Origin of the sequence: Methyloceanibacter sp. wino2, from assembly GCF_003071365.1 — a bacterium.
Classification (GTDB): domain Bacteria; phylum Pseudomonadota; class Alphaproteobacteria; order Rhizobiales; family Methyloligellaceae; genus Methyloceanibacter.
Window position 1 is genome coordinate 2826892 of sequence record NZ_CP028960.1, and the last position, 24746, is coordinate 2851637.

General features: G+C 63.5%; 22 protein-coding genes. 15 read left to right on the forward strand and 7 right to left on the reverse strand.

Annotated elements, in window-relative coordinates:
• The first annotated feature begins 91 nt into the window (after window positions 1-91).
• Both gor and DCY11_RS13420 read left to right on the forward strand, forming a co-directional pair.
• Window positions 92-1483 carry a glutathione-disulfide reductase gene (gor, locus tag DCY11_RS13415; protein ID WP_108683302.1) on the forward strand — a complete coding sequence of 464 codons (1392 nt, stop codon included), beginning with the start codon at window positions 92-94 and terminating at the stop codon, window positions 1481-1483.
• Window positions 1470-2225 carry an SDR family NAD(P)-dependent oxidoreductase gene (locus DCY11_RS13420; RefSeq protein WP_108683303.1) on the forward strand — a complete coding sequence of 252 codons (756 nt, stop codon included), beginning with the start codon at window positions 1470-1472 and terminating at the stop codon, window positions 2223-2225. Before gor ends, DCY11_RS13420 begins: the two co-directional genes overlap by 14 nt.
• On the opposite strand, the gene DCY11_RS13425 is transcribed toward DCY11_RS13420, so the two are convergent.
• From DCY11_RS13425 to DCY11_RS13435, 3 genes are all read right to left on the reverse strand, one after another.
• Entirely contained in the window at window positions 2222-2818 is a 597-nt protein-coding gene (locus DCY11_RS13425) for a hypothetical protein (RefSeq protein WP_159080028.1), read from the reverse strand. The genes DCY11_RS13420 and DCY11_RS13425 overlap by 4 nt on opposite strands.
• Before the next feature lie 267 nt (window positions 2819-3085).
• Window positions 3086-4360, reverse strand: a complete 1275-nt coding sequence (locus DCY11_RS13430) for a carboxylate-amine ligase (RefSeq protein ID WP_371515048.1) — start codon at window positions 4358-4360, stop codon at window positions 3086-3088.
• Window positions 4357-5079, reverse strand: coding sequence for a VIT1/CCC1 transporter family protein (locus DCY11_RS13435; protein ID WP_108683305.1), 723 nt, complete (start codon window positions 5077-5079; stop codon window positions 4357-4359). The genes DCY11_RS13430 and DCY11_RS13435 overlap by 4 nt, the downstream gene beginning before the upstream one ends.
• A gap of 130 nt (window positions 5080-5209) precedes the next feature.
• Between DCY11_RS13435 and DCY11_RS13440 the strand changes: the two genes are divergently transcribed.
• The 3 genes from DCY11_RS13440 (at window position 5210) to gltX (ending at window position 9702) form a co-directional block, all read left to right on the forward strand.
• Window positions 5210-6601: a class II 3-deoxy-7-phosphoheptulonate synthase gene (locus DCY11_RS13440; RefSeq protein WP_108683306.1), complete on the forward strand. Its 1392-nt coding sequence runs from the start codon at window positions 5210-5212 to the stop codon at window positions 6599-6601.
• 89 nt (window positions 6602-6690) lie between these two features.
• On the forward strand, window positions 6691-8364 hold the full coding sequence (locus DCY11_RS13445) for an NAD+ synthase (RefSeq protein WP_108683307.1): 1674 nt from the start codon (window positions 6691-6693) through the stop codon (window positions 8362-8364).
• Window positions 8365-9702 carry a glutamate--tRNA ligase gene (gene gltX, locus DCY11_RS13450; RefSeq protein ID WP_108683308.1) on the forward strand — a complete coding sequence of 446 codons (1338 nt, stop codon included), beginning with the start codon at window positions 8365-8367 and terminating at the stop codon, window positions 9700-9702.
• Window positions 9703-9711: 9 nt separating this feature from the next.
• Here the strand turns inward: gltX and DCY11_RS13455 are convergent, their stop codons facing one another.
• Window positions 9712-10920, reverse strand: a complete 1209-nt coding sequence (locus tag DCY11_RS13455) for a DUF2865 domain-containing protein (protein WP_159080029.1) — start codon at window positions 10918-10920, stop codon at window positions 9712-9714.
• 272 nt (window positions 10921-11192) lie between these two features.
• Between DCY11_RS13455 and cysS the strand changes: the two genes are divergently transcribed.
• From cysS to cimA, 4 genes are read left to right on the forward strand one after another with little or no spacing between them, the layout of a single operon-like run.
• A complete protein-coding gene (cysS, locus tag DCY11_RS13460) occupies window positions 11193-12593 on the forward strand; it encodes a cysteine--tRNA ligase (RefSeq protein WP_108683310.1) in 1401 nt (466 codons plus the stop codon).
• Window positions 12590-13096 carry a GNAT family N-acetyltransferase gene (locus tag DCY11_RS13465; RefSeq protein ID WP_108683311.1) on the forward strand — a complete coding sequence of 169 codons (507 nt, stop codon included), beginning with the start codon at window positions 12590-12592 and terminating at the stop codon, window positions 13094-13096. Before cysS ends, DCY11_RS13465 begins: the two co-directional genes overlap by 4 nt.
• The gene (locus DCY11_RS16070) at window positions 13093-13215 is read left to right on the forward strand and encodes a hypothetical protein (RefSeq protein WP_256385624.1); all 123 of its coding nucleotides are present in this window, start codon (window positions 13093-13095) and stop codon (window positions 13213-13215) included. The genes DCY11_RS13465 and DCY11_RS16070 overlap by 4 nt, the downstream gene beginning before the upstream one ends.
• 3 nt (window positions 13216-13218) lie before the next feature.
• Window positions 13219-14820, forward strand: coding sequence for a citramalate synthase (gene cimA / locus DCY11_RS13470; RefSeq protein WP_108683312.1), 1602 nt, complete (start codon window positions 13219-13221; stop codon window positions 14818-14820).
• A 10-nt stretch (window positions 14821-14830) separates the two neighbouring features.
• Here cimA and DCY11_RS13475 read toward each other — a convergent pair whose 3' ends face one another.
• Window positions 14831-15445 (reverse strand): TIGR00730 family Rossman fold protein, encoded by a 615-nt coding sequence (locus tag DCY11_RS13475; protein ID WP_108683313.1) that lies wholly within the window; start codon window positions 15443-15445, stop codon window positions 14831-14833.
• A gap of 233 nt (window positions 15446-15678) precedes the next feature.
• Here DCY11_RS13475 and DCY11_RS13480 point away from each other — a divergent pair, with 233 nt between their 5' ends.
• The 6 genes from DCY11_RS13480 (at window position 15679) to cysN (ending at window position 22771) form a co-directional block, all read left to right on the forward strand.
• Window positions 15679-16137 (forward strand): hypothetical protein, encoded by a 459-nt coding sequence (locus tag DCY11_RS13480; protein WP_159080030.1) that lies wholly within the window; start codon window positions 15679-15681, stop codon window positions 16135-16137.
• Window positions 16138-16351: 214 nt separating this feature from the next.
• Window positions 16352-18331, forward strand: coding sequence for an ABC transporter ATP-binding protein/permease (locus DCY11_RS13485; protein WP_108683315.1), 1980 nt, complete (start codon window positions 16352-16354; stop codon window positions 18329-18331).
• Window positions 18332-18351: 20 nt separating this feature from the next.
• Window positions 18352-19056 carry a phosphatidylserine decarboxylase gene (locus tag DCY11_RS13490; protein ID WP_108683316.1) on the forward strand — a complete coding sequence of 235 codons (705 nt, stop codon included), beginning with the start codon at window positions 18352-18354 and terminating at the stop codon, window positions 19054-19056.
• Between the two features lie 6 nt (window positions 19057-19062).
• Window positions 19063-19947, forward strand: a complete 885-nt coding sequence (gene pssA / locus DCY11_RS13495; protein WP_108683317.1) for a CDP-diacylglycerol--serine O-phosphatidyltransferase — start codon at window positions 19063-19065, stop codon at window positions 19945-19947.
• Window positions 19944-20852: a sulfate adenylyltransferase subunit CysD gene (gene cysD, locus DCY11_RS13500; RefSeq protein WP_069445003.1), complete on the forward strand. Its 909-nt coding sequence runs from the start codon at window positions 19944-19946 to the stop codon at window positions 20850-20852. The genes pssA and cysD overlap by 4 nt, the downstream gene beginning before the upstream one ends.
• Window positions 20852-22771, forward strand: a complete 1920-nt coding sequence (gene cysN, locus DCY11_RS13505) for a sulfate adenylyltransferase subunit CysN (protein ID WP_108683318.1) — start codon at window positions 20852-20854, stop codon at window positions 22769-22771. Before cysD ends, cysN begins: the two co-directional genes overlap by 1 nt.
• A 58-nt stretch (window positions 22772-22829) precedes the next feature.
• Here cysN and DCY11_RS13510 read toward each other — a convergent pair whose 3' ends face one another.
• Window positions 22830-23348 carry a hypothetical protein gene (locus tag DCY11_RS13510; RefSeq protein WP_159080031.1) on the reverse strand — a complete coding sequence of 173 codons (519 nt, stop codon included), beginning with the start codon at window positions 23346-23348 and terminating at the stop codon, window positions 22830-22832.
• Between the two features lie 273 nt (window positions 23349-23621).
• A complete protein-coding gene (locus tag DCY11_RS13515; RefSeq protein WP_159080032.1) occupies window positions 23622-24611 on the reverse strand; it encodes a CFI-box-CTERM domain-containing protein in 990 nt (329 codons plus the stop codon).
• Between the last annotated feature and the right edge of the window lie 135 nt (window positions 24612-24746).

Below are 24746 nucleotides of genomic sequence, written 5' to 3' on the forward strand. Positions count from 1 at the left end.
CAAGCGCCAAGTTGTCATCTGACAAAATCTCATCCGACCCGTCATCATCCGACGCATCATCTGAAAAAGTCATCCGGAGTACCGATCCAAAGTGTCTGACTACGACTACGATTTGTTTGTCATCGGGGCAGGGTCCGGCGGCGTTCGCGCGGCCAGGCTCGCGGCCCAGCTCGGCAAGCGCGTCGCTATCGCCGAGGAATATCGTGTCGGCGGTACCTGCGTCATTCGCGGCTGTGTGCCGAAGAAGCTGTTGGTCTATGGCAGCCGCTACGGCGCCGAAATCGAAGACGCAAAGCCTTTCGGCTGGTCTTATAGTGATCTTGCATTCGATTGGTCCACGCTGATCCACAACGTGCAGCGCGAGGTCGACCGGCTCAACGGCGTCTATACGCGAACCCTTGAGAACAACGGGGTCGAGCGCTTCCTGACGCGGGCGACGGTGGACGGCCCTCACAGCGTGCGCCTTGGCGATCGCGATACGCCCGTAACGGCCGAATACATTTTGGTTGCCACCGGATCGGCGCCGGCATTCCCGTCCATACCGGGTACGGAGCATTTCATCAGCTCGAACGAGTGCTTCAAGTTCGAGGCGCTGCCCCAGAGCATTGTCATTCTGGGCGCGGGCTATATCGGTATGGAGTTTGCCTCGATCTTCGCAGGGTTCGGTGTCGACGTCACCGTGGTCCATCGCGGCGAACAGATCCTGCGCGGGTTCGACAACGATTTGTGCGACATGGTCGCCGAGGCACTGCGCGATCGCGGTGTCGACTTGCGGATGTGCACCAACATCACCTCGGTCGAGAAGGACGGCGACGGATACCGCGTCGCGCTGACGGATGGTGATTGCCTTCGTGCCTCATCCGTCATGGCTGCGATCGGCCGCACGCCCAACACCAAGGGGCTGGGGCTTGAGGCCGCCGGTGTCGAACTCGGCGACAACGGCAAAGTGGTCGTGAACGCCTACTCCAAGTCGTCCGTCGACAGCATCTATGCGGTGGGCGATGTGACGGACCGCGCCAATCTCACGCCGGTGGCGATCCGCGAGGGGACGGCCTTCGTCGAGACGGTGTTCGAAGACCGTCCCAAGGCGATGGACTACAGTTTCATCCCGACGGCGGTTTTCACCGAGCCGGAGATCGGCACCGTGGGCCTTACGGAAGAAGACGCGCGCAAGAACCATGCGGTCGATGTCTACAAGACGAGCTTCCGGCCCATGCGTGCCACCATCAGCGGGCGCGGCGAGCAGGTCTTCATGAAGCTGATCGTGGACGTCGAGACCGACAAGGTTCTCGGCCTGCACATGGTCGGGCCCGACGCGGCCGAAATCGTTCAGATGGCGGCGATCCCCTTGCGGCTCGGTGCGACCAAGGCCGATTTCGACGCCACCATGGCGCTTCACCCCAGCATGGCGGAAGAGTTCGTAACCCTGCGGCAGAAGTGGGAGCCGCCAACACCTATCAAGGGATCAGATGCGGCGGCTTGAGGAAAAGATAGCGCTCGTAACGGGCGGAGGCGCAGGCATCGGCCGCGCCATCAGCGAGACCTTCGCGCGCGAAGGGGCGCACGTGATCGTTGCCGACATCGACGGCGATGCGGCCAAGGAGACGGCCCATCAAATCGTCAAGTCGAACGGTGCCGCCGAGGCGCAGACGGTCGACATCACCGACACGGCTGAAGTGCAGGCGCTGATGGCGACCATCAAGGACGCCCATGGCCGGCTGGATGTCCTCGTCAACAATGCGGGCGTGGGCGCGCGTGCGGACTTTCGTCATCTCACGGACGAGGATTGGGAGAAGGTCTGGTCCGTCAATCTCGATGGGACGGTGAAATGCGCGCGCGAGGCATTCGACTTGATGCGCGCGTCGGGCAAGGCTTCGATCGTCAATCTGTCTTCGGTGATGTCGGCCAAGCATACGCGGCAGATGGCGGTCTACTCGGCCACCAAGGGCGCGGTGTCATCGTTGTCACGCAGTCTTGCGGTCGAATACGCGCCCTACGGCATTCGGGTGAACACGCTGTTGCCGGGCTATGTGGAGACGGCGCTGATCGGCCGCTATTTGAAGAATCCCGGTATTGCCAAGGCGCTTCTCACTCAAACGCCGCTCCGGCGGTTCGGGACGCCCGAGGACATCGCCAACGCCGCGTTGTTTTTGGCGTCCGACGAGGCTGCCTACATTACGGGCGCCGCGCTCAACGTCGATGGCGGGATGCAGACGACGCTCTAACGGGATGTGTCGGCAGCGTGGTTCTCAGGCAGGCGGACGCTGAGCCCCGTGTCGGTGAAGTAGGCTTCTTTCAACGGGGGATCTTCCACGGTCTTGTCGCCTCTGAGCACAGAGAGCAGCGATTCCGGGTCAGCGGTGTTCCCCAGCAGTTGGGCAGGATCGTGCGGTGCGGCCGAGAGTGTTTTCGCTCGATAGACTTCAACCTTGTCGATGCCGGACTCGATGGCGAAGCGGCATACGCCCCGGATGTACAGCTTGTTGAATTCGTTCTCGGCGGTTGTCTGAGCAGCGTAAGCGATGTTGACATACCGCCAGTAGACCCCGTCGCCTCGTTTCTGGCGTTTGCGGTCGAGGGCGACAGCTTCTTCGATCAGCCGTTGCGCTAGCCAGTCGTCGTTGTGGTGTGCCGCGGCTTCGCGGAGGTCATCCACGCAGACTGTGAGGTCGCCCCGTTGGGGAGCGAACTCTTGCTCTGGAGAGCCTTCATTAGGCGCTACAGCTTCAGGCGTTATCTCGTGGGGCCTTTCGATATCCAACTCCGACGTCATGCATCGGCGCACGCGCCGGCAAAGGTTGTGATAGCGGAGCCCCATCTGTGATCCTCATCCCTGCTTCAAAACTATCCTATGGTTGAGAGGGCACAACTAAGAATTTGTAAAATCGATTGGTCGGGTCTTAGACAGTCTGCGTGCGGCAATTTCCCCATACATTACGGTACGTTATGCCTTTTCGCGAATTACGTGTAGTTGTGGGTTCTGCACTCTATATGTACAGCACACGGATGACCTGACCAGGGGCCAAAAGCCGCTGGAGGGACGGAGAGGATGCTTTGGAAGATGCGGCCGTAGAGTAAAGCGGCCTTAGGCGTTCTCGCCTTCCAGGACAGCTTTGGTGCTGGCGCCGGGCAGGGCGGCGGTCTCCGCCACGAGTTCGTCGACAACGGCGATCAGGGCTTCGTGCTGGGACGCACCTGCGGCCTTCGCCTTCTCGTAGCATTTGAGCTGGCGATCGGCGCTGGTGCCGCGTTGCATGATCGTGCGGGCATGGGCAACTTCGCGCGTGCAACCGAAATAGGCCGCGTCCTCGGCGACGAGTTCGAACAGTTCCTCGATCAGATGCGAGAAGGGCACCATGGCGCCGCGGCCGAAATCGACCATGCCTTCCTCGATGCCATAGCGTTGGGCGCGCCAGCGGTTTTCGCGGATAAGAAAAGGCGGGTAGTGGCGCCAGCGTTGGTTCTGGCGTCGCAGCCGATACAGCAGGCGAAGGATGCACTGGAACAGGGCGGCGATGGCGATGGCGTCCTCGACCAACGGACAAACGTCGGTGACGCGCATCTCGAGAGTCGGGAAGCGTGCGGACGGGCGCAGGTCCCACCAGATCTTGGTGGCGTCCTCGATCAGGCCGGCGCTGACCATGAGCTCGATGGTGCGCTCATATTCGCTGTAGCTGGAGAAGGTGTGCGGTATGCCCGTGCGCGGCAACTCGTCGAACACGGACAGCCGGTAGGATTTGAGACCCGTCGCCTCACCCTGCCAAAACGGAGACGAGGTCGACAGCGCCAGGAGGTGCGGCAGGAAATAAGGGGCCTGGCTGAGGAGATCGATCCGAAGGTCGTCGTCGTCGATGCCGATATGCACATGCATGCCGCAGATCACCAGCCGGCGGACCACGTATTGAAGGTCCTGGGCGAGCAGGTTGTAACGCTCCTTGTTGGTGTGATGCTGACTGTCCCAATGCGCGAAGGGGTGCGTCGACGCGGCGATGGGAGCCAGTCCGAACTCCGCGGCGGTTGCGCCCACGGTCGAACGAAGTTCGACCAGCTGGTCACGCGCTTCTTGCACCGACCGGCAGACATGGGTGCCGACCTCGATCTGAGACCGTAGGAATTCGGGCTGACCTGGCCGCCCGAGGCTTGTTCCGCCTTGGCGAGCAACTCGGCCGGCGGTTCGGGGGCGAGGTCGCGGGTCTCCTTGTCGACGAGGAGATATTCCTCCTCGATGCCGATGCTGAATGTCGGTTCTTTGGTCGCCATAAGGATCAGCCCGGTGTGTCAGCGTGTACGCGACGTTCGATTCGCTCTTTGGGCGATTTTTGCACGATCCCTCGGAAGGGCGAAAGTGAAAGGCGCTCAGGCAAGTCCTTTCAGCGCGGCCCCGATGACATAGGCAACGGTCGCGGCCGCCATGCCGATGACAAAGGTCTCAAGGCCTGCGAGCCACCACGGCTTCGGCGACCAGCGGCTCCGGATCGAACCGATGGCGAAGAATGTTGCTCCGGTCATGATGGCAGACGGCCATTCCGGATGATCGAGCCCGAAGAGATAAGGCAGGAGCGGAATGCTCCCGCACAGCACGAAGGCGACGAACGTGAAGAACGCGGCCCGTGTAGGCGAGTGCACGGCGGCAGCCAGGCCATACTCCTCGCGCATCATGGTCTCGATCCAGCTCTTCCGATGCTTGGTGAGGACCGCGACGACGGTTTCGAGCTCCTGGCCTTCGAAGCCCTTCGCCCGGAAGATCTGGCGGATTTCTTCCCGCTCGCCCTCGGGCGCGAGCTCGATATGGCGCTCTTCCGTACGGCGGAGCTGTTCGTATTCGTCACTCTCCGCCTTGGTGCCGGTGTAGTTGCTGGCGGCCATCGAAAAGCCGTCGGCGAAGAGGTTGGCGAGGCCCAGGATGATAACGATCGTGGCGGATAGGTCGGCCCCGACCACGCCCGCCATGATGGCGAATGTGGTCACCGTGCCGTCGATCCCGCCATAGACCCAATCGCGCAAATAGCTGACCTTGGGTCCCTGGGCGAGCCGCTTGGCGATATCGCGCGGCTTATGGCTATGCTCCAGCAAAGGCACGGCTTTTGGTTCCTTCCCGCGTCATTATCGGTTATTTGGCAGGCCCCGCGATAGAGAAGTGATCGCGATCCCCTGCTAGCCACAGTCATTTCAAGTGCTTATATAGCGGGGACTTAACTGGAGAATGAGAATGGCACCGCGTTGGAGCCCCGATAGCTGGCGTTCAAAGCCGATTGAGCAGGTTCCGGACTACCCGGATCCCGCAGCCCTGTCCGAGGTCGAGCAGCAGCTCGCCACGTTTCCGCCGCTGGTTTTTGCAGGCGAGGCGCGGGAGCTGAAGGCCAAGCTCGCCCGCGTCGCGCAAGGCGAGGCCTTTTTGCTGCAGGGCGGCGACTGCGCGGAGAGCTTCGCGGAGCACGGTCCGGACACGATTCGCGACTTCTTCCGCGTCTTTCTGCAGATGGCCGTGGTGCTCACCTATGCGGGCGGGTCGCCTGTGGTGAAGGTCGGCCGCATCGCCGGCCAGTTCGCGAAGCCGCGTTCGTCGTCCACCGAGACCTCGGATGGGGTCTCGCTGCCGAGCTATCGCGGCGACATCATCAACGGCATCGATTTTTCGGAGCTCGATCGCAATCCCGATCCGCAGCGCATGCACATGGCCTACCGTCAGGCCGCGGCGACGCTCAATCTGCTTCGCGCGTTCTCGCAAGGCGGCTATGCGAATCTCGAGCACGTGCATCAGTGGAATCTCGGCTTTGTCGCAGACAGCCCGGCGGGCCACCGCTATCAGGAACTCTCCGATCACATCGCCGAAACGCTGCGCTTCATGCGCGCGATCGGGCTGACACCTGAGAACACGCCGCAGCTGCGGTCCACGAGCCTGTACACGAGCCACGAAGCACTGCTGCTCGGTTACGAGCAGGCGCTGACCCGGATCGATTCCACATCGGGCGATTGGTACGCCACGTCGGGCCACTTTCTGTGGGCTGGCGACCGGACGCGCCAACTCGACCATGCGCATCTTGAATTCCTGCGCGGGGTCAAGAATCCGATCGGCGTGAAGTGCGGACCGAGCGTCGATTCGGACGAGCTTCTGCGGCTGATCGATCTGCTAAGCCCGCAGAATGAGCCCGGACGCTTGACGCTGATCTGCCGTTTCGGCGCGGACAAGGTGGGCGACCATCTCCCGGCGCTGATCCGAGCGGTGAAACGCGAAGGGAAGTCGGTTGTGTGGACCTGCGACCCGATGCACGGCAACACGATCAAGGCCGGCAGCGGGTACAAGACGCGGCCTTTCGATCTGATCGTCAAGGAGGTGGAAGCCTTCTTCGACGTGCATCGCGCCGAGGGAACTCATGCGGGCGGCATCCACGTGGAGATGACCGGCAACAACGTCACCGAATGTGTCGGCGGCGCGAAGGCGGTCACCGAAACCGATCTGTCGGACCGGTACCACACCCATTGCGATCCCCGGCTAAATGCCGATCAGTCCATCGAGCTGGCCTTCATCGTGGCAGAGCGTCTGCGCCGCGAGCGGGAAGGCCGGCCCATGCCTCAAGTCTCCGTCGCGGCTGGCGAGTAGTCGGGATGCGGGGGGCGGGCTTTGCGCACGCCCCGTTTCAGGGGCAGCCCGGCTTCGGTCGCCGCAATTCATCCAATTGAGTTGACTCCATGGGCAGTGAAACCAAGGACTCATTCAAGCTCGCGCTCGCGCAGGCCAACCCGGTCGTGGGCGACCTCGAAGGCAATCTCGAGACCGCGTTGCGATTTCGGGAGGGGTTTGCCGCGTCCGGCGCGGACCTTGTGGTCTTCTCCGAGCTCTTCCTGACCGGCTATCCGCTCGAGGATCTTGTATTGAAGCCGGCCCTGCAGCGCGCGGCGCGCGCCGCCTGCGAGGACTTGGCGGCCCGCACCAAGGATGGCGGTCCGGCCATGCTCATGGGTTTGCCATGGGCGGAAGGCGATGACGTCTACAACGCGGTGGCGTTGCTGGAGGAGGGCCGCATCGCCGCGGTGCGTTACAAGCATGTCCTGCCGAACTACGGCGTGTTCGACGAAAAGCGCGTGTTTGCGCCGGGGCCGATTCCGGAGCCGATTGCGTTCAGGGGGCTGAAGCTCGGTGTCCCCATCTGCGAGGACATCTGGGAGGCGGGCATTTGCGGGTCCCTGGCCGAGGCCGGCGCCGACATCCTGATCGCTCCCAATGGCTCGCCCTATTGGATGGGCAAGCAGGCGATCCGTTACGGCATGGCGGAGGCGCGCGTGGCCGAGGCGAAGCGACCGCTCGTCTATCTCAACCAATTCGGTGGACAGGACGAGCTCGTGTTCGACGGCGCCTCCTTCGTGCTCAACGCAGACGGAACCTGCGCGGTGCAAGTGCCGGCTTGGGAAGATGCGGCGGTTGTCACCGATTGGCACCGCGACGCGGACGGCTGGCGCTGCGCGCAAGGCGAGATCGCAGGCATCGAAACGGGCGAGGCGGCCAACTATCTCGCCTGCGTCACGGGCCTGCGCGACTACATCAACAAGAACGGCTTTCCCGGCGTGGTTCTGGGCCTCTCGGGCGGCATCGACTCGGCCCTGTGCGCTGTCATGGCCGTCGATGCGCTGGGCGCTGATCGCGTCCACTGCATCATGCTGCCGTATGAGTACACCAGCAGCGAGAGCCTGACGGACGCGCAGCAGATCGCGAAGGCGCTGGGTGTCCGCTACGACATTGTGCCGATCCATGACGGCGTCGAGGGGTTGGGCGTTTGCCTGGCGGAGATACTGGGCGGTGCGCCGGACGGCTTCACGATGGAGAATCTGCAATCGCGCACACGCGGCACGCTCCTGATGGCGGTGTCGAACAAGCTCGGGCCGCTCGTGCTGACGACCGGAAATAAGTCAGAGGTTTCCGTTGGTTACGCGACCTTGTACGGCGATATGAATGGTGGGTTCAATCCCATTAAGGACCTCTACAAGGGACAGGTCTACGCTCTGTCGCGCTACCGCAATCAGAACCGGCCGAAGGGATGCCTCGGGCCCGACGGCGTGATCATTCCGGAGAATGTCCTGACCAAGGACCCGTCGGCGGAACTGAAACCCGATCAGCGGGACGTGGATTCCCTGCCGCCTTATCCGGTGCTGGACGACATTCTCAATTGCCTCGTGGAGCAGGAGCTTTCCGTCCCTGAGATCGTGGAGCGCGGCCACGACATCGAGACCGTGAAAAAGGTCGAGCGCATGCTCTATCTCGCCGAGTACAAGCGCCGCCAGGCTGCGCCTGGGGTCAAGATCACCGAGCGCAATTTCGGCCGCGACCGGCGCTATCCGATCACCAACAAGTTCCGCGAGACCACCTAGATGAGTGTCACCGTCCGCTTCGCGCCGAGCCCCACGGGACGGCTGCATGCCGGCAATATCCGCACCGCGATCATCAACGCGCTGTTCGCTTGGAAGGCCGGAGGGAAATTCATTCTGCGCCTCGACGACACGGACAAGGAACGCTCGACGGAAGAGTTCGCGCGCGGCATCGAAGAGGATATCGCCTGGCTGGGCCTCGCGTGGTCCGAGAAGGTCAAGCAGTCGGACCGGCTCGCGCGGTACGACGCGGCCGTCGAGACGCTGAAAGAGATGGGCCGTCTTTATCCGGCCTACGAGACTCCCGAAGAGCTGGAGCTCAAGCGCAAGCGTCAGCTCGCGCGCGGCAGGCCGCCCGTCTACGACCGGGCGGCGCTTGAGCTGACCGATGACGACAGGGCGGCGTTCGAGGCCGAGGGTCGCAAACCCCATTGGCGCTTCAAGCTGGAGCCGCGCGACGTGGTCTGGGAAGACCTCGTGCGGGGTCGACAGCATGTGGATGCGGGCTCCCTGTCTGATCCCGTCCTGATCCGCGGCGACGGCACGTTCCTCTACACGCTGCCGAGCGTGGTCGACGACATCGATCTTGGCATCACCCACGTCATTCGTGGCGAGGACCATGTGGCCAACACGGCCCCGCAGATTCAGCTTTTCGAGGCGCTGGGCGCGGTCGCGCCCGATTTCGGGCATCACAACCTTCTCGTGGGCGCCGAGGGGCAGGCCTTGTCGAAGCGCGACAAGTCCCTGTCCATCCAGGGCATGCGCGAGGAGGGGCTCGAACCGCTCGCCGTGGTCAGCTATGCGGCGACGATCGGCACCAGCGACCCGATTGCGCCCCACGACAGCTTGGACGTGCTCGCCGAGGCCTTCGACTTCGCAAAGCTATCGCGGGCACCGGCCCGCTTCGATGTGCACGAGTTGCGCCTGCTGAACGCCAAGCTGCTGCATGCCTTGCCGTTCTCCGACGTTGCCGCGCGTCTCGAGGAACAGGGCGTGACCGGCGGGGAAGCGTTCTGGGACGCTGTGCGGGGCAACCTCGATGTGCTGGACGACGCCAAGGGCTGGTGGTCCGTGGTGACGGGCCCGATCGAGCCGGTCGTTGAAGACCCGGACTTCTGCGCTGTGGCGGCGGATTTGCTGCCGTCCGAGCCGTGGGACGAGGGGACTTGGAGCGCTTGGACCGCCGACGTGAAGGCGAAGACGGGAGCGAAAGGCAAGGCCTTGTTCCACCCGTTGCGGCTGGCGTTGACTGGCCGGCCGAATGGCCCTGAGCTCAAGCAGTTGCTGCCGTTGATCGGCCGGGAGCGGGCGCTTAAGCGCCTTCGCGGCGAGGCCGCATAGGCACGCCCGCTAGTTCGGGGTCGGCGCGGATTTCTTGACGAACGAAGACTGACCCTGAGGCGGGGCTTCGGACGAGGCTTGCGGCGCGGGCTGGGCCGGCGCTTGGGCTGCAGCCGGCGGTGGCTGGAAGCCCGGGGGCACGGGGACCTGCAAGCTCGGTGCGCCGTTTTGAGCCGCCTGTGGCGGCGGGGTGATCTGCAGCTCGGACGGCGACGTGCCTCCGATATCCAGATTGAGCTGCGGCGGCGGTCCGCTCGGCTCGGGCTGCGCTTGAGGCGCCGCCGGTGCTGCTGGCGCGGCGGAAGCCTGGGTCGCGCCGTCGGCCGGCATCCCTTGCGCCCTCTTGTTCGCCGCCTCGATCTCCATGGGGTTGTACTCGGCTTTCTTGCACGAGCAGCCCTTCACGAACTCCTTGCGGTAGCGCAGGGCCACCGGCAGATCCATGTAGGGCGAGCCGCTCAGAGAGATGGCCTGTTCGATTTCCTGGCCGGGATTTCGGTAGACATAGAGCTCGGCCGGCGCGGCGCAGCTGGCCTGGCACTTCTGCGCGTCTTGGCCGGCCTGGCTGCCGTAGGTGGAGTAGTGGATCGGGAAATAGAAGCCGTCGCAGAGGCGCACGCACACGGTCCGATAGCGGCCGTTGGGATTGATGCTGCGATAGATCGGCGTCTGGTATTCCTGGCGGGGGCCGCCGAAGAAGTCGAAGATTCCGCCGCCTGACTGCGGCGCGCCGCTACAGCCGTTCTGCTGCATGGCGCGCTGGAGTTCCTGCTGCCGCCGCCGGTTGCCGCCGCCCCCTAGGGAGGCGCGCTGCGCCTGCAGGCGTTCGACATGGCGCCGCGCGTCCTCGACGCGGGCATTGAGGCTGAGACAGCGCGGCGTCCGCTTCAGCGCCCGCCCAAAGATGAGCATGCGTTCATAGCAGCCGGCCCGGTCCATTTCCGACTTCACGGCCCGGTGCGCCTGTGTCGCTTGGTTGATTTCCTGATTGAGCGAGATCAGCTCAGGATTGTTGCCGCCGCCGCCGCTGGCCGCATCCAGTTCCTGCTGCAGCTGCATGCAGCGGATATCCTGCTCGGACTGGGCGAAGCCGTCGCCGGAGAGCGTCAGGCAGCCGAGCGCCAGCACGCCCAGGCCGGCAATGGCCCGCGCTGCAAAAGGCGCCGGATGCGCCGCGCTTGGCGCGAAAACACGCCGAAAACCGCGATGGATCCTCACGACGGTCAATCCAATCCTTGGGGAAACCTCAATTGCACATTATGCGCGCAAAGAATCTTCGGTCAATGCGGCATGAATAAGATGGTTTGCTTGACGATTTGGCGGTTTGCCGCCATAAGCGGGACCAAGATGATGAACCCGCAATCGAACCTTAGCATTTCTGGCTGCATTATTCCGCGCTAGCAAAATAGCTCGCACGGGTCGTCCTCTTTTTATTTATCCATCCATCTCCGACGAACATCCGGCGGGCCTCAAGCCGAAGGGCCTAGTCAGTGTCGCTTACGATTTACAATACGCTCACCCGCAGCAAGGAGGCTTTCACGCCTCTCGATCCGCGCAATGTGCGCCTCTATGTCTGCGGGCCGACCGTCTACGACTACGCGCATATCGGTAATGCGCGCCCCGTCATCGTGTTCGACGTGCTGTTCCGCTTGCTGCGGCACCTCTACGGGCCCGATCATGTGACCTATGTCCGCAACATCACGGACGTGGACGACAAGATCAACGCGCGCGCGGCCCGCGACTATCCGGACCTGCCGCTGAACGAAGCGATCCGCAAGGTTACCGAGCAGACCGAGGCGCAGTTCCACGCGGACATGCACGCCCTCGGGGCGCTCGACCCCACGGTCGAGCCGCGCGCGACCGAGCACATCGAGCAGATGCGCACCATGATCGACCGCCTGATCGCCAAGGGCAGCGCCTATGTTGCCGAGGGCCACGTGCTCTTCAGCGTCTCGTCGATGCCGGATTACGGGAAGCTCTCCGGCCGATCCGTGGATGAGATGATTGCGGGCGCGCGGGTCGAGGTCGCGCCCTTCAAGAAGGACCCCATGGATTTCGTGTTGTGGAAGCCGTCGAAGCCCGGCGAGCCGTCCTGGCCGTCGCCGGGGGGCATCGAGACGCCCGGACGACCAGGCTGGCACATCGAGTGCTCGGCCATGTCCGCCGCGCATCTCGGCGAGGTGTTCGACATCCATGGCGGCGGGATTGATCTCGCCTTTCCGCACCACGAGAACGAGATCGCTCAGTCGCGCTGCGCCCACGGCACCGACATCATGGCGCAGGTGTGGATGCATAACGGCTTCCTGCAGGTGGAAGGCGAGAAGATGTCGAAGAGCCTCGGCAACTTCGTCACCGTGCACGAGCTGCTGACCGGGTGGCAGGGCTATGCCTGGCCGGGCGAGGCGCTCCGGTTCAACATGTTCCGCACCCATTATCGCCAGCCGCTCGACTGGACGTTTGTCAGTCTCGACGAGGCCCACAAGACGCTGTGGGATTGGTACGGGGACGTCGAGGCCCACGAGCCCGCGTCCGAAGTCCCGCAGGCGATCGTCGATGCGCTGTCGGACGATTTGAACACGCCGAAGGTCATCGCCGAGTTGCACAAGCTTCATGGCGCCAAAGAGTTTGCGGCGCTTAGGTCCGCGCTCGGCTTCCTCGGCTTTTCCGGACAGCGTGCCAATATCGAGCGCAAGAGCCTGCACGGCGGCGACCAGGTGGACGCTGCTGCCGTGGATCTGCTGATCGCAGGCCGGCTCGAAGCCCGCAAAGCAAAAGATTTCGCCGAAGCCGACCGCATTCGCGACGAGCTGCAGGCCATGGGCATCGTCTTGATGGACGCGAAGGACCCGGATACGGGCGAGCTGAAAACGACCTGGGAGGTGGCGCGATGAGTGCCGAAGCCAATCCGCAACTCGCGCTGCGGCCCATGTTGCCCGGCGAGGCGCCGTTGCTGGCGGAGATCTTTCGCGCGAGCATCATGGAGTTGACCCAGGACGAGTACGAAGTCGAGCAGCAGGAAGCCTGGATCGCGTCCGCGAACGACGAGGATGCTTTCGCCAAGACCGTTGCCGGCCACACGACGATCGTCGCGACCATGGGCGGATCGCCGGTAGGCTTTGCCTCGCTCGAGACGGACAACAAGGTCGGGTTCCTTTACGTGCACCCCGCGGCGGTGGAACGCGGCGTCGGCACGTTGCTGGCCGATGCGCTGGAGAAGATCGCGGCTGGCCGGGGCGCCAAGGACTTGAGCGTGGACGCCAGCGACAGCGCCTTCGATTTCTTCAACAAGCGCGGTTATACCGCACAGCAGCGCAACAGCGTCCGGTGTGGCGACGAGTGGCTGTCCAATACGACGATGAAAAAGACCCTGCCAGGGCCGGAGACCGTGCAATGAGCGACTTCCTCAAAGACACCCCGTTCAAGGGCTCGAAGGGCGTTTACCTCGTGATCAAACTGGCGGTGCTCGTGTTGGCCGTGCTGCTCGCGCTGCGCTTCGTCTTCGGTGTGGTGTAGGTCATGACACGCGAAACTCTTTCCCTGTACGACACAACCTTGCGGGACGGCGCCCAGACCCACGGCGTCGACTTCTCGCTCGAGGACAAGTTGCTGATCGCCGAGCAGCTCGACAAGCTCGGTCTCGACTATGTCGAGGCCGGCTATCCGGGCGCGAACCCTATCGATACGGAACTCTTTTCCAAGGACCGCAAACTCGGCGCCAAGGTCACGGCCTTTGGCATGACGAAGCGGCCGGGGCGGTCGATCTCCAACGATCCCGGCTTCCAGGCGCTTCTCGCGGCCGAGGCGGATGCGATCTGTCTTGTAGGCAAGACGTGGGACTTCCATGTGGATGTCGCGCTCGGGATCACGCTCGAGGAGAATCTCGCGGGCATCAAGGAGTCCGTCGAGGCGGTCGTCGCGTCGGGACGCGAAGCGCTGCTGGACTGCGAGCATTTCTTCGACGGCTACAAAGCCAATCCCGGCTACGCGCTTGAATGCGCCAAGACCGCTTATGACGCGGGCGCACGCTGGATCGTGCTGTGCGACACCAATGGCGGCACCTTGCCTGAAGAGGTCGAGGCGATCGTGACGGACGTCGTGGCGCGCATCCCGGGCGATCATGTCGGCATCCATGTGCACAACGACACCGACAACGGCGTTGCCAATTCGCTGGCGGCGGTGCGCGCCGGCGCGCGGCAGATCCAGGGCACGCTGAACGGCGTCGGCGAGCGCTGCGGTAACGCCAACCTGACGTCGATCATTCCCACGCTGCTGCTCAAGAGCGGATATGCGGATCGCTTCGAAACGAACATCTCGCCGGAGAAGCTCAGCACACTGACTCATGCCTCGCGCGTTCTGGACGAGATGCTGAATCAGGCTCCCGACCGGCATGCGCCGTATGTTGGCGAGGCGGCGTTCGCGCACAAAGGCGGGATTCACGTCTCGGCCGTGAAGAAGGATCCGCGCACCTATGAACACGTGCCGCCGGATAGCGTCGGTAATGTGCGCAAGCTGCTGGTGTCCAACCAGGGCGGCCGGTCGAACATTCTGGCGCAGCTCGAGAGCATCGGTCTGACCGTGTCCAAGGACGATCCCCGGGTCGGCCGTCTTGTGGATCTGGTGAAGGAACGCGAGGCTGTTGGCTACGCCTATGAAGCGGCGGAAGCCTCGTTCGAACTCCTGGCGCGGCGCATGCTCGAAACCGTGCCCCAGTTCTTCGATGTCGACTCGTTCCGCGTCATGGTCGAGCGCCGCCACAACGCACTCGGTGAGCTGGTGACAGTCTCGGAAGCGACGGTGAAGGCCCGCATCGACGGCAACTCGGTGATGTCGGTGGGCGAGGGCAACGGCCCAATCAATGCCCTCGACAATGCGCTCCGCAAAGATCTCGGTCCGTATCAGAGCTATATCGATGATCTGAAGCTCGTGGACTACAAGGTCCGTATCCTGACCGGGGGCACGGACGCGGTCACGCGGGTTCTGGTCGAGAGCCGCGACGGCGAGGGGCGCCGCTGGTTCACGGTCGGCGTATCGCCGAATATCGTCGATGCATCCTTTGAGGCGCTGCTCGACTCGATCAACTACAAGCTGATCCGCGACGGCGCGCCGGCACCTTCCTAGAACTCTTTGCCTAGAGCTTTTCGACTACGCGATAACCGGGCTCGGGCTCTGCTTCCATCTCCGCGAGCAAGCGGTGGATGACGGGCAGTACGTCCTCCGCGCTGTCGGCCACGCTCATCTTGAGCTCGAAGCCGGAGCGAATGAAGTTGTGCTCCATCATCCGGTCGAAGAGTTCCAGCAACGGATCCCAGAAGCCGTGAATGTTCACCAGCACAATCGGCTTTTTGTGCTGTCCGAGCTGCGACCAGGTGAGCTGCTCGACGAACTCCTCGAGCGTGCCGATGCCGCCGGGCAGGGCAACGAAGGCGTCGGACATCTCGTACATGAGGTGCTTGCGCTCGTGCATAGTGTCGACGATGTGCAACTCGTGCACGTCGACGAGCATGCGTTCGCGGTCGTGAAGGAATTCGGGCATAATGCCGGTGACGTGGCCGCCGCTGTTAATGACCGAGCGGGCCACAATGCCCATGAGCCCCAAGTCTCCGCCGCCATAGACAAGGTTGGTTCCGGCTTCCGCCAGCGCTTCTCCCAGCGCGCGGGCCGCTTCCGTGAAGGCCGGATTCTGTCCGGCGCCGGACCCGCAATAGACGCAGATGGTCTCAACTTTTCCGCGATGTTGGGTCATGAAAGCTCCTGCGGCATGCCCCCTAAGGCGGCTGGTTGTTTGCCGGCATCTGGCATCGGCTCGGGTGAATCGTCAAGAATCCGAGTGGCATATGCTTCTTGCCGATCGGTGTGGCAGTGGCGTGAACGATTGGATAGGGTTCAGCCCGGCAGGGCGGCTTGTGGCGCGATCACCGCGACAGTGCCGCCGCAACAACAGACCGAAACGGTTGAGCGAACGAGGAAACAAGTACAATGAATGCGTTCAGAATACTCGCAGGTGTGGCCGCGATGGCCGCCACGGTGTGTCTCTTCCAGGGCACCGGGGCCCTGGCGGAGGACGCCGCGCCGGACGCCGATGTGGTCGGGTCCGCATCGTCGGCCTCTCACAAGGCGCCGATCAAGGTGGATGTCGTCGACTACAAGCGCGGGGAGGACGGTCCCGGAACCTTGAAGATGTCGGGCAAGGCCATCCCGGGCCTCGACCTACACATCTTCGTAGACGGCCGGCCCTTCGCGTTGGTGAAGGTGCCGGAAGGCGAGAGCACGTGGAGCACCGAGGATGAGATCCAGCTGGATGACGCCGTGCATCTGGTGCGAGTCCAGCAGTTCGACGAGAAGACCCAAATGCCCGCCGCGACCGCGATGTTCCGGCTGAAGCTCACCCCGCCGAATCCGGAGGATTTGGCCGCTCCGCCGCCCCGTCCTGAGTAACGGGTACCCCGGCGGACTTGCGGTCAGCGGGCTTGGCGCTGGGCCGCACGCGGGCTATATCGATAGGCATGGAGGGGGCGGCCGTGAAGGCTGCCCCTTTTCCGATGCGCGACCGACCCCGCCCACTTTAGCGGCCGCGGCCTCGCGCCTTGAGCATCCAACCGGTACAAGCGAGAGCGCGGCGCGATAGACCGTTGAAAGTAAAGCCGTTTTTATGAGAGATCGACTGCCGCAATCGACCAGCGACGCCCTGCTCTCGGGCAGGGCCAGCCAGACGTCCGTCTTAGGCGAGCTGCTGCCCTATGTCTGGCAGAAGGGGCGGCGCGATCTGCAGACGCGCGTGGTCCTGGCGATCGTCGCACTGGTGCTGGCCAAGGTGGTCACGCTGGCGGTCCCGATCGCCTACAAGAACGCGGTCGACTACCTGACCGGCGCCGAGCAAGGCTCGGGCGCCGCGGCGGGCACGGGCTTCCTGGGTCTCGCGATCGTCCCGGCCATGCTGATCGTGGCCTATGGCGTCGGGCGCATCCTGATGGTGCTGTTTGCCCAGCTCCGGGACGTGATCTTCACGGTCGTGACCCAGAATGCGGTTCGCCAGCTCGCGAACCGGACTTTCCGTCATCTGCACAGCCTGTCTCTCAAGTTCCACCTGGAACGGCGCACGGGCGGGCTGAACCGCGTGATCGAGCGCGGTGTGAACGGCGTCGACACGATTCTGCGGATGGCGATCCTGAACATGATCCCGACGGCGGTGGAGCTCGTCATGATCGCGGGGCTTGTCGCCTGGTACTTCGGCTGGGTGTATGTCGCCGTGCTGTTCGTAATGGTCGTGGCCTATGTGTGGTTCACCTTCTTCGCCACCGAGAAGCGCCTCGCCATTCGCCGCGACATGAACGAGAGCGACACGGAGGCCAACTCCAAGGCCGTCGATAGCCTGCTCAATTTCGAGACGGTCAAATATTTCGGCAACGAGGATCTCGAGGCCCGGCGCTTCGATGCGTCCATGGCACGCTACGAGAAGGCGGCGGTCCGCACCTTCACCACGCTCGGGTTTTTGAACTCCGGACAGGCCATCATCTTCAGCACCGGCATGGTCGTGTGCATGCTGCTCGCCGCGCGGGACGTCTCCCAAGGCATCCTGACCGTCGGCGACTTTGTGATGATCAACGCCATTCTGATCCAGCTCTTCATGCCGCTGAATTTCATGGGCATGGTCTATCGCGAGATCAAGCAGGGACTGGTGGACATGGAGACCATGTTCGCGCTGCTGAAGGAGCCCGCCGAGATCGTCGACCATCCGGACGCGAAGCCGCTGCACGTCGACAACGGCGCAATTGCTTTCAAGAACGTCTCCTTCGCCTACGAGCCGGGCCGGCCCATTCTGAAAGACATTTCCTTCGAGGTGCCTCCGGGAAAGATGGTCGCCATTGTGGGGCCCTCCGGCGCGGGCAAGTCGACCATCTCGCGCATCCTGTTCCGCTTCTACGAGGTGAACCAGGGCGAGGTCACGATCGACGGACAGAACATCCAGGACGTGACGCAACGTTCGCTGCGCGCGGCGATCGGCATGGTTCCGCAGGACACGGTGCTGTTCAACGACACGATCGAATACAACATCCGCTATGGGCGCCCTGATGCGACCGAGGCCGAAGTTCACGAGGCGGCCCGGCTGGCGCAGATCGATGGATTCATTCTGGCGCTGCCGCAAGGCTACGACTCCCTTGTCGGTGAGCGCGGTCTGAAACTATCCGGCGGCGAGAAGCAGCGCGTGGCGATCGCCCGGACAATTCTGAAGGCGCCGCCTATTCTGATGCTGGACGAGGCGACGTCCGCGCTCGACAGCCATACCGAGAAAGAAATCCAGGATGCGCTCGAGCAGGTGGCGCGCGACCGCACGAGCCTCGTCATCGCGCACCGGCTCTCGACCGTGGTGCATGCGGACAACATCATCGTGCTCGACCAGGGGCGGATCGTGGAGCAGGGGCGGCATGCCGAGCTTCTGGCCAAGGACGGCCTCTATGCGAGCCTGTGGGCTCGCCAGCGCGAAGCGGACGAGGCTCGCGAAATCTTGGCGCATGCACGCGAAGCCGAAGACGCTGAAGAACAGCACGACGGACGTCAAGGTACCGGTTCGCCGGAAGAGCCTGTTGACGGCGACCGGCTTGAAGAGGACGAGATGCTGGCGTCGAGCTAGCCACGGGAACGGGAGAGGTTATGGACGACCGGCACAACCTGCTTGATACTATTGCGAACGCCTTCGTGCCCATCCATCCGGATGGCTACAAGTTCGTGGCCATCGGCGCGATCGCGACGCTGGTCTTCTTCTTGTTCGCGCCGACGCTCGGCTGGCTCTGCGCGCTTCTGACCGTGTTCTGCGCCTATTTCTTCCGCGATCCGGAACGCGTGACGCCGGATCGGCCGGGGCTCGTGGTAAGCGCGGCGGACGGCAAAGTGTCGGCCGTGGTCGAAGACGTCATGGCGCCGCGCGAGCTGGCGCTGGGGACGGCGGAGCTGACGCGCGTGTCCGTGTTCCTGTCCGTGTTCGACGTGCACATCATCCGTGCGCCGGTCGGCGGCAAGATCATCCACAGCACGTATGTGCACGGCGCCTTCTTCAATGCCGAGCTCGACAAGGCGAGCGAGGAGAACGAGCGCCAGGCCTTCGTGATCGAAACCAAGTCGGGCACCAAGATCGGTGTGGTCCTCATTGCCGGCCTGGTCGCGCGCCGGATAGTCCCCTTTGTGGGCGATGGTGATAGTCTGGAGGCCGGACAGCGGATCGGCTTGATCCGCTTCGGAAGCCGTGTGGATCTTTATCTGCCGCAGGACAGCGACGTCTTGGGCGAGGTCGGTCAAACGGCCATCTCCGCCGAGACGGTGCTTGCCGTTCTGCCGGGCGAGGCCAAGGGAAGGGCGTAGGGGCCGATGTTTCCTCCTTTCGATCCGGATCGCGACGACCGCAAGCTGCGGCAGCGGCTGCTGGTGCGCGGCGAGGTCCCCATCCGTGTTCTCATTCCCAACATCTTCACGCTGGTCGGGCTGTGTGCGGGGCTGACCGCGATCCGTATGGGGATCGAGCATCGTTGGGACATGGCGGTGGCGGCGCTCGTCTTCGCGGCCTTTCTGGACGGGATCGACGGACACGTGGCGCGCCTCCTCAAAGCCTCGACGCGCTTCGGGGCCGAGCTGGACAGCCTCGCGGATTTCGTCAATTTCGGCGTGGCGCCGGCGATCATCCTCTTCGCCTGGTCCTTGGAGGATCTGCGCAGCCTCGGCTGGGTCGCGGTCCTGATCTTTGCGGTCTGTTCTGCCTTGCGCCTGGCCCGTTTCAACGTCTCGCTCAGCCAGACCGATCAGCCCATTTGGAAGAAATCCTTCTTCGTGGGCGTGCCCGCGCCGGCCGGCGCCATCATCGTCCTGCTGCCGATTTACGCCCAGGATCTGGGGCTTCATTGGCCCAGCCTCACGCCCCTGGTGCTGCTCTACACGATTGGCGTGGCGCTGCTGATGGTGTCGAACGTGCCGACGTTCTCCATCAAGATGGTGGGCCAGCGCATCCATCGCGAATATGTGCCGCCCCTTTTTGTTCTGGCGGCTCTTTTTGTTGCCTTGCTCTTGACCTATCCAGCCCAGACCCTGTTTGTGGGGTCCCTGGTCTATCTTGCGCTGCTGCCCGTCAGCGCGTACCGCTACCTCATCGCAAAACGGAAAGCGGAAGCATTTGCCAAGGCACAGAACGGTGCGGGCACGGAACGAGACATTGGCTCGGATAAGGAGCCTGAGACGACACGTATGAGTACGGATTTATGAAGCAGGTTCTTTCGTCCTATCTCCGCCAGCTCGAGGCGGAAAGCATCTACATCATGCGCGAGGTTGCCGCGGAGTTTCGCAACCCGGTGATGCTGTATTCCATCGGCAAGGACTCGGCGGTGCTCTTGCACCTGGCGATGAAGGCCTTCTATCCCGGCAAGCCGCCGTTTCCGCTGCTCCATGTCGATACGACCTGGAAGTTCCGGGAGATGATCACGTTCCGGGATGCGGAAGCGAAGCGCCTCGGGGTGGACCTCACGGTTCACATCAACGAGGAAGGCGTTCGCAACGCCATTTCGCCGATCACGCACGGAAGTGCTCTGCACACGGACATCATGAAGACCGAAGCCTTGAAGCAGGCCTTCGCCAAATACGGCTTCGATGCGGCTTTCGGCGGTGCGCGCCGCGACGAAGAGAAGTCGCGCGCGAAGGAGCGTGTCTATTCGTTCCGGAACGCCTCCCACAACTGGGATCCCAAACGTCAGCGGCCGGAGCTGTGGCACCTCGCCAACACCAAGGTGAATCCCGGCGAGAGCATGCGCGTGTTCCCCCTGTCCAACTGGACTGAGCTTGATGTGTGGACGTACATCTACCTGGAAGACATTCCGGTAGTGCCGCTGTATTTCGCGAAGGAACGCCCCGTGGTCGAGCGCGACGGTACGCTGATTATGGTGGACGACGACCGGCTGCCGCTCGAAGAGGGCGAGACGCCGCAGATGCGGAAAGTGCGCTTCCGCACGCTGGGTTGCTATCCGCTCACCGGCGCCATCGAATCCGAAGCGACGACATTGCCCGAGATCATTGAAGAACTGATCGCATCCCGCCATTCGGAACGGCAGGGACGCGTCATCGATCACGACCAGGTCGGGTCGATGGAGAAGAAAAAGCAGGAGGGCTACTTCTAATGGCACGTCTTAGTGTTGTTGGCGGCACGAACGACGGTGCCAGCGACCGGCTCGCTGCGCGTCTCGTCGCCGAGGAAGATCGCGGCCTCTTGCGGTTCCTGACCTGCGGAAGCGTGGACGACGGCAAGAGCACGCTGATCGGCCGTCTTCTTTACGACTCCCAGCTCGTCTTCGAAGACCAGTTGAAGAACGTGCAACGGGAGTCGAAGCGGCCTAATTCGACCATGGGTGCGGAGATCGATTTGTCACTCCTTGTCGACGGTCTCCAGGCCGAGCGCGAGCAGGGCATCACGATCGACGTGGCATATCGTTATTTCTCGACGCCCCAGCGGAAGTTCATCGTGGCCGATACGCCGGGCCATGTGCAGTACACACGGAACATGGCGACCGGCGCGTCGAACTGCGACTTCGGCGTGCTCCTGATCGATGCGCGCCAGGGCGTGCTGACCCAGACGCGTCGCCACGCCTGCATCCTGTCACTGCTCGGCATCAAGAAGGTCGCGCTGGCCGTCAACAAGATGGACCTGATCGATTTCGACCAGGAGCAGTTCCAGGCGATCGTGGACGACTTCACGGCTTTCGCCGAGCCTCTGGGTTTCGAATCCATCGAGGCCATCCCGGTCTCGGCCTTGAAGGGCGACAATGTCACGGCCCCCAGCGCTCATATGCACTGGTATCACGGCCCGACTCTGCTCGGACATTTGGAGACGGTCGAGGTCAGCCGCAGCCGGGACAAGGATCCGTTCCGGTTCCCGGTGCAGTGGGTGAACCGGCCGCATCTGGATTTCCGCGGGGTCTCGGGCACCGTAGCCGGTGGCCGCATCGCGCCGGGCGACGAGGTTGTCATCCATCCGTCCGGCAAGCGCGTGCATGTCGCGCGGATCGTGACGGCCGATGGCGATCTGGATGCCGCGCAGGAAGGGGATGCGGTGACGCTGACCTTCGCGGAGGAGGTCGACGCAAGCCGGGGCGATGTGATCACGACACCCGACTCCGAACCGTCCGTCGCGGATCAGCTTGCCGCGAGGATCATCTGGTTCGACGAAGAGGCCATGCTGCCGGGGCGCAACTACACGATCCGGTGTGGCACCCAGAGCGCCACGGCCACGGTGTCGTCGCTCAAGTACAAGCTCAATGTCGACAATCTGGATCACGTCGCTGGCAAGACCTTGGAAATGAACGAGGTGGGGCTGTGCAATCTCAGCATGACCAAGCCGCTCGTCTTCGATCCGTATGGCGACAACCCCGAGACTGGCAGCTTTATTCTGATCGACCGTTTCACGAACGCGACGGTCGCGGCCGGTATGGTCGAGTTCGGTCTTCGCCGCGCCACGAACGTCAAATGGCAGGAACTGTCGGTCGACAAAACATCCCGTGCGGGCCTCAAGGGACAAAAGCCTTGTGTGCTGTGGTTCACCGGTCTGTCCGGGTCCGGCAAGTCGACCATCGCCAACGCGCTCGAGAAGCGGCTGCATTCGCTGGGCCGCCACACCTACATGCTCGACGGCGACAACATTCGCCACGGGCTCAACAAGGACCTCGGCTTCACGGATGCGGATCGGGTTGAGAACATCCGGCGCGTCGCGGAAGCGGCTCGGCTGTTCGTCGATGCGGGTCTCATCGTGATGGTGTCGTTCATCTCACCGTTCCGCTCGGAGCGGCGCATGGCGCGCGACATGGTCGGTGAAGGCGAGTTCATCGAGATCTATGTCGATACGCCGCTCGAGGTCTGCGAAGCCCGGGATCCGAAGGGCCTGTACCGCAAGGCGCGCGCCGGTTTGATCAAGAACTTCACCGGTATCGACTCGAGCTACGAACGCCCGGAGTCGCCGGAACTCGATCTGAATACGAGCGAATTGACGCCGGAAGTCTTGGCCGAGCGCGTTCTAGTCGAGCTCAGACGCCGGGACGTCGTCTAGCACGCGCCCATCGCACCGACGCCGTGCCCGCATAGGGTAGGCACGGCGGCGTCCGGTGTTAGGCCGCGAGCGCAAACACAAGCGCGATCGTCAGTACCGTCAGGGTCACCGCCGAGACGACCGAGCCTGCGACGATCAGGCCGGCTCTGCGCTGCCGTTCCTTGAAGTCCCGGATCAGCCCCCGAAGTTGAGGGTCGGCCGCTTGGGTCGATCGGGCCTGCATGTTGCGACGCTGCTGGGTTGCCGCCGTCTTGCCATCCTCGCGTTCGCCTGCGTGAGGGCTCTCCGGGACGTCCTGCCGTGGCTCGCCGGCCTGACGGCCGAGATAGGCCTCGACGAAGTCGAGATTGGCCGGCGGGGAGACGAAGTCGGCGGTCGTATCGGCGTCGACGAACACTTCGGCCGCGGGCGGTGCGGACAGGCGGTGGATGCCGCGGACCTCGCCGAACTCTTGGGTGAAGGTGGCGCGCCGGGACTCGTGCAGCGCTTCCTGGAGCAACGCCGTCGCCCGGTGGACGGGATGCGTGACGGGGTTGCGAGACGGACTCGTCGGCAATGGCAGGCTGAATTCAGGCATCGAAGAAGTTCCCTCTTTTGGCGGCAGCGTCCCGAGCTTGAAAGCCGGTCCGTACGCGCCTCACGCCCCCGTTCCCCAGACCGTCGGCCCAATGCGCGGCAGCCAAGACCTCTTTTGGTGCCGCGCTGGGGCCCGCTGACAGCCCGTGAGGACGCCGCCTCGGTCCTGCCGAGTGGCGGCGCTCCTTGAGACCCAATGCGCGAACGGGAAGTTCAGTTCCCGACAATTGTAGGGGTATTGAAATTTAGTGGATCGGCGCTCGGGTACGTCTCGTTACGCCTTTCCGGGCGACCCGCGATGCGGGCGGGACATCGCCGCCAGCATCCGCCGGTAGAGCGCGTAGGCGACCCGGTCGAGACCGAACCGGGCCGCAAGCGCGGCCGGAAGGACGTAGCGGGCATAGACACGGAGCAGGGCCTTATCAGGGTCATCTGCGTTCGCGCGAAGCCGTTTGAGAAGCCGCGGCGCCAAGTCGTAGTAGCGTGCGATCTCGGCGGGTCCACCCGCGCGCTCGGCTAGGACATCGTCGCGATAGCGGCGGAGGGTTCGGAGCTCGAAACAGTCGTCGGGCAGTCCCAGAGCCTCGCAGCAGGCCGTGGTGATGAAACAGCCTTCTGCCGAGGCGCACTGCTTGTTGTCGCGTTCGGTCGCCAGTGCGTCGCGCCGTGCGGTCGCCCAGTCGAGGGCCTGCCGCAAAACCTTGCAGTCGAGCGAGAAGCGGCAGTCCGCGTCCTGGCGCGCAAGATGCAGCACGATGTCCATGCTATCTGCGTCACGGAGCAAGGGCGCTGTCGCGAGCGGTAGAACGATCCCGACCGTGTTGTCGTAGATGTCGGTGCAGTTGCCGCAGAGCGGGGTATCCACGACCACGTCGCTGCCGGGGGCTGTGGCCTTGAAGCGGCTGTCCGGGTCCAGGAGCAGCGTTTCCGGCAACGCCGTCCCCTCGGCACTGCCTTCGAGAAAGATGCGTCCGACGAACTCCGAATTGACCTCGGCGCTCAGCAGAACAGTGCAGGTCTTGGGATCGACCGCCGCAATATTGTTCTGAATTGCGCCCGCGCTGATATCGCTGGCCTGCGCCGTCCAGCCTCCGAAGGTCTTGGTGTCGAAGCAGTCCGGTTCGGACGCGGTCTCGTCGTCCGGCTCTTCGTCTTCCGGCTTCTCGTCTTGGGCTCTGGCGGGCAAGGGAAGTGCCAGCAAGCGGGAGCCGGCGAGTGTGCCCAGGAGAATGCCGAGCGCGCGGCGGCGGGTCTGTGTCAACATCAGGCTGTCTTTTGGGGCGGTTGGTGAGTCTGGTGGAGGCGATCCTAGCAAAGCCAGGGGCTTAACGGCAGGCGGGCGGCGAGTCCATCCTCCCAGCATGGCCTTGCCGGATGGTGATATCAGGGCCGGAATCGG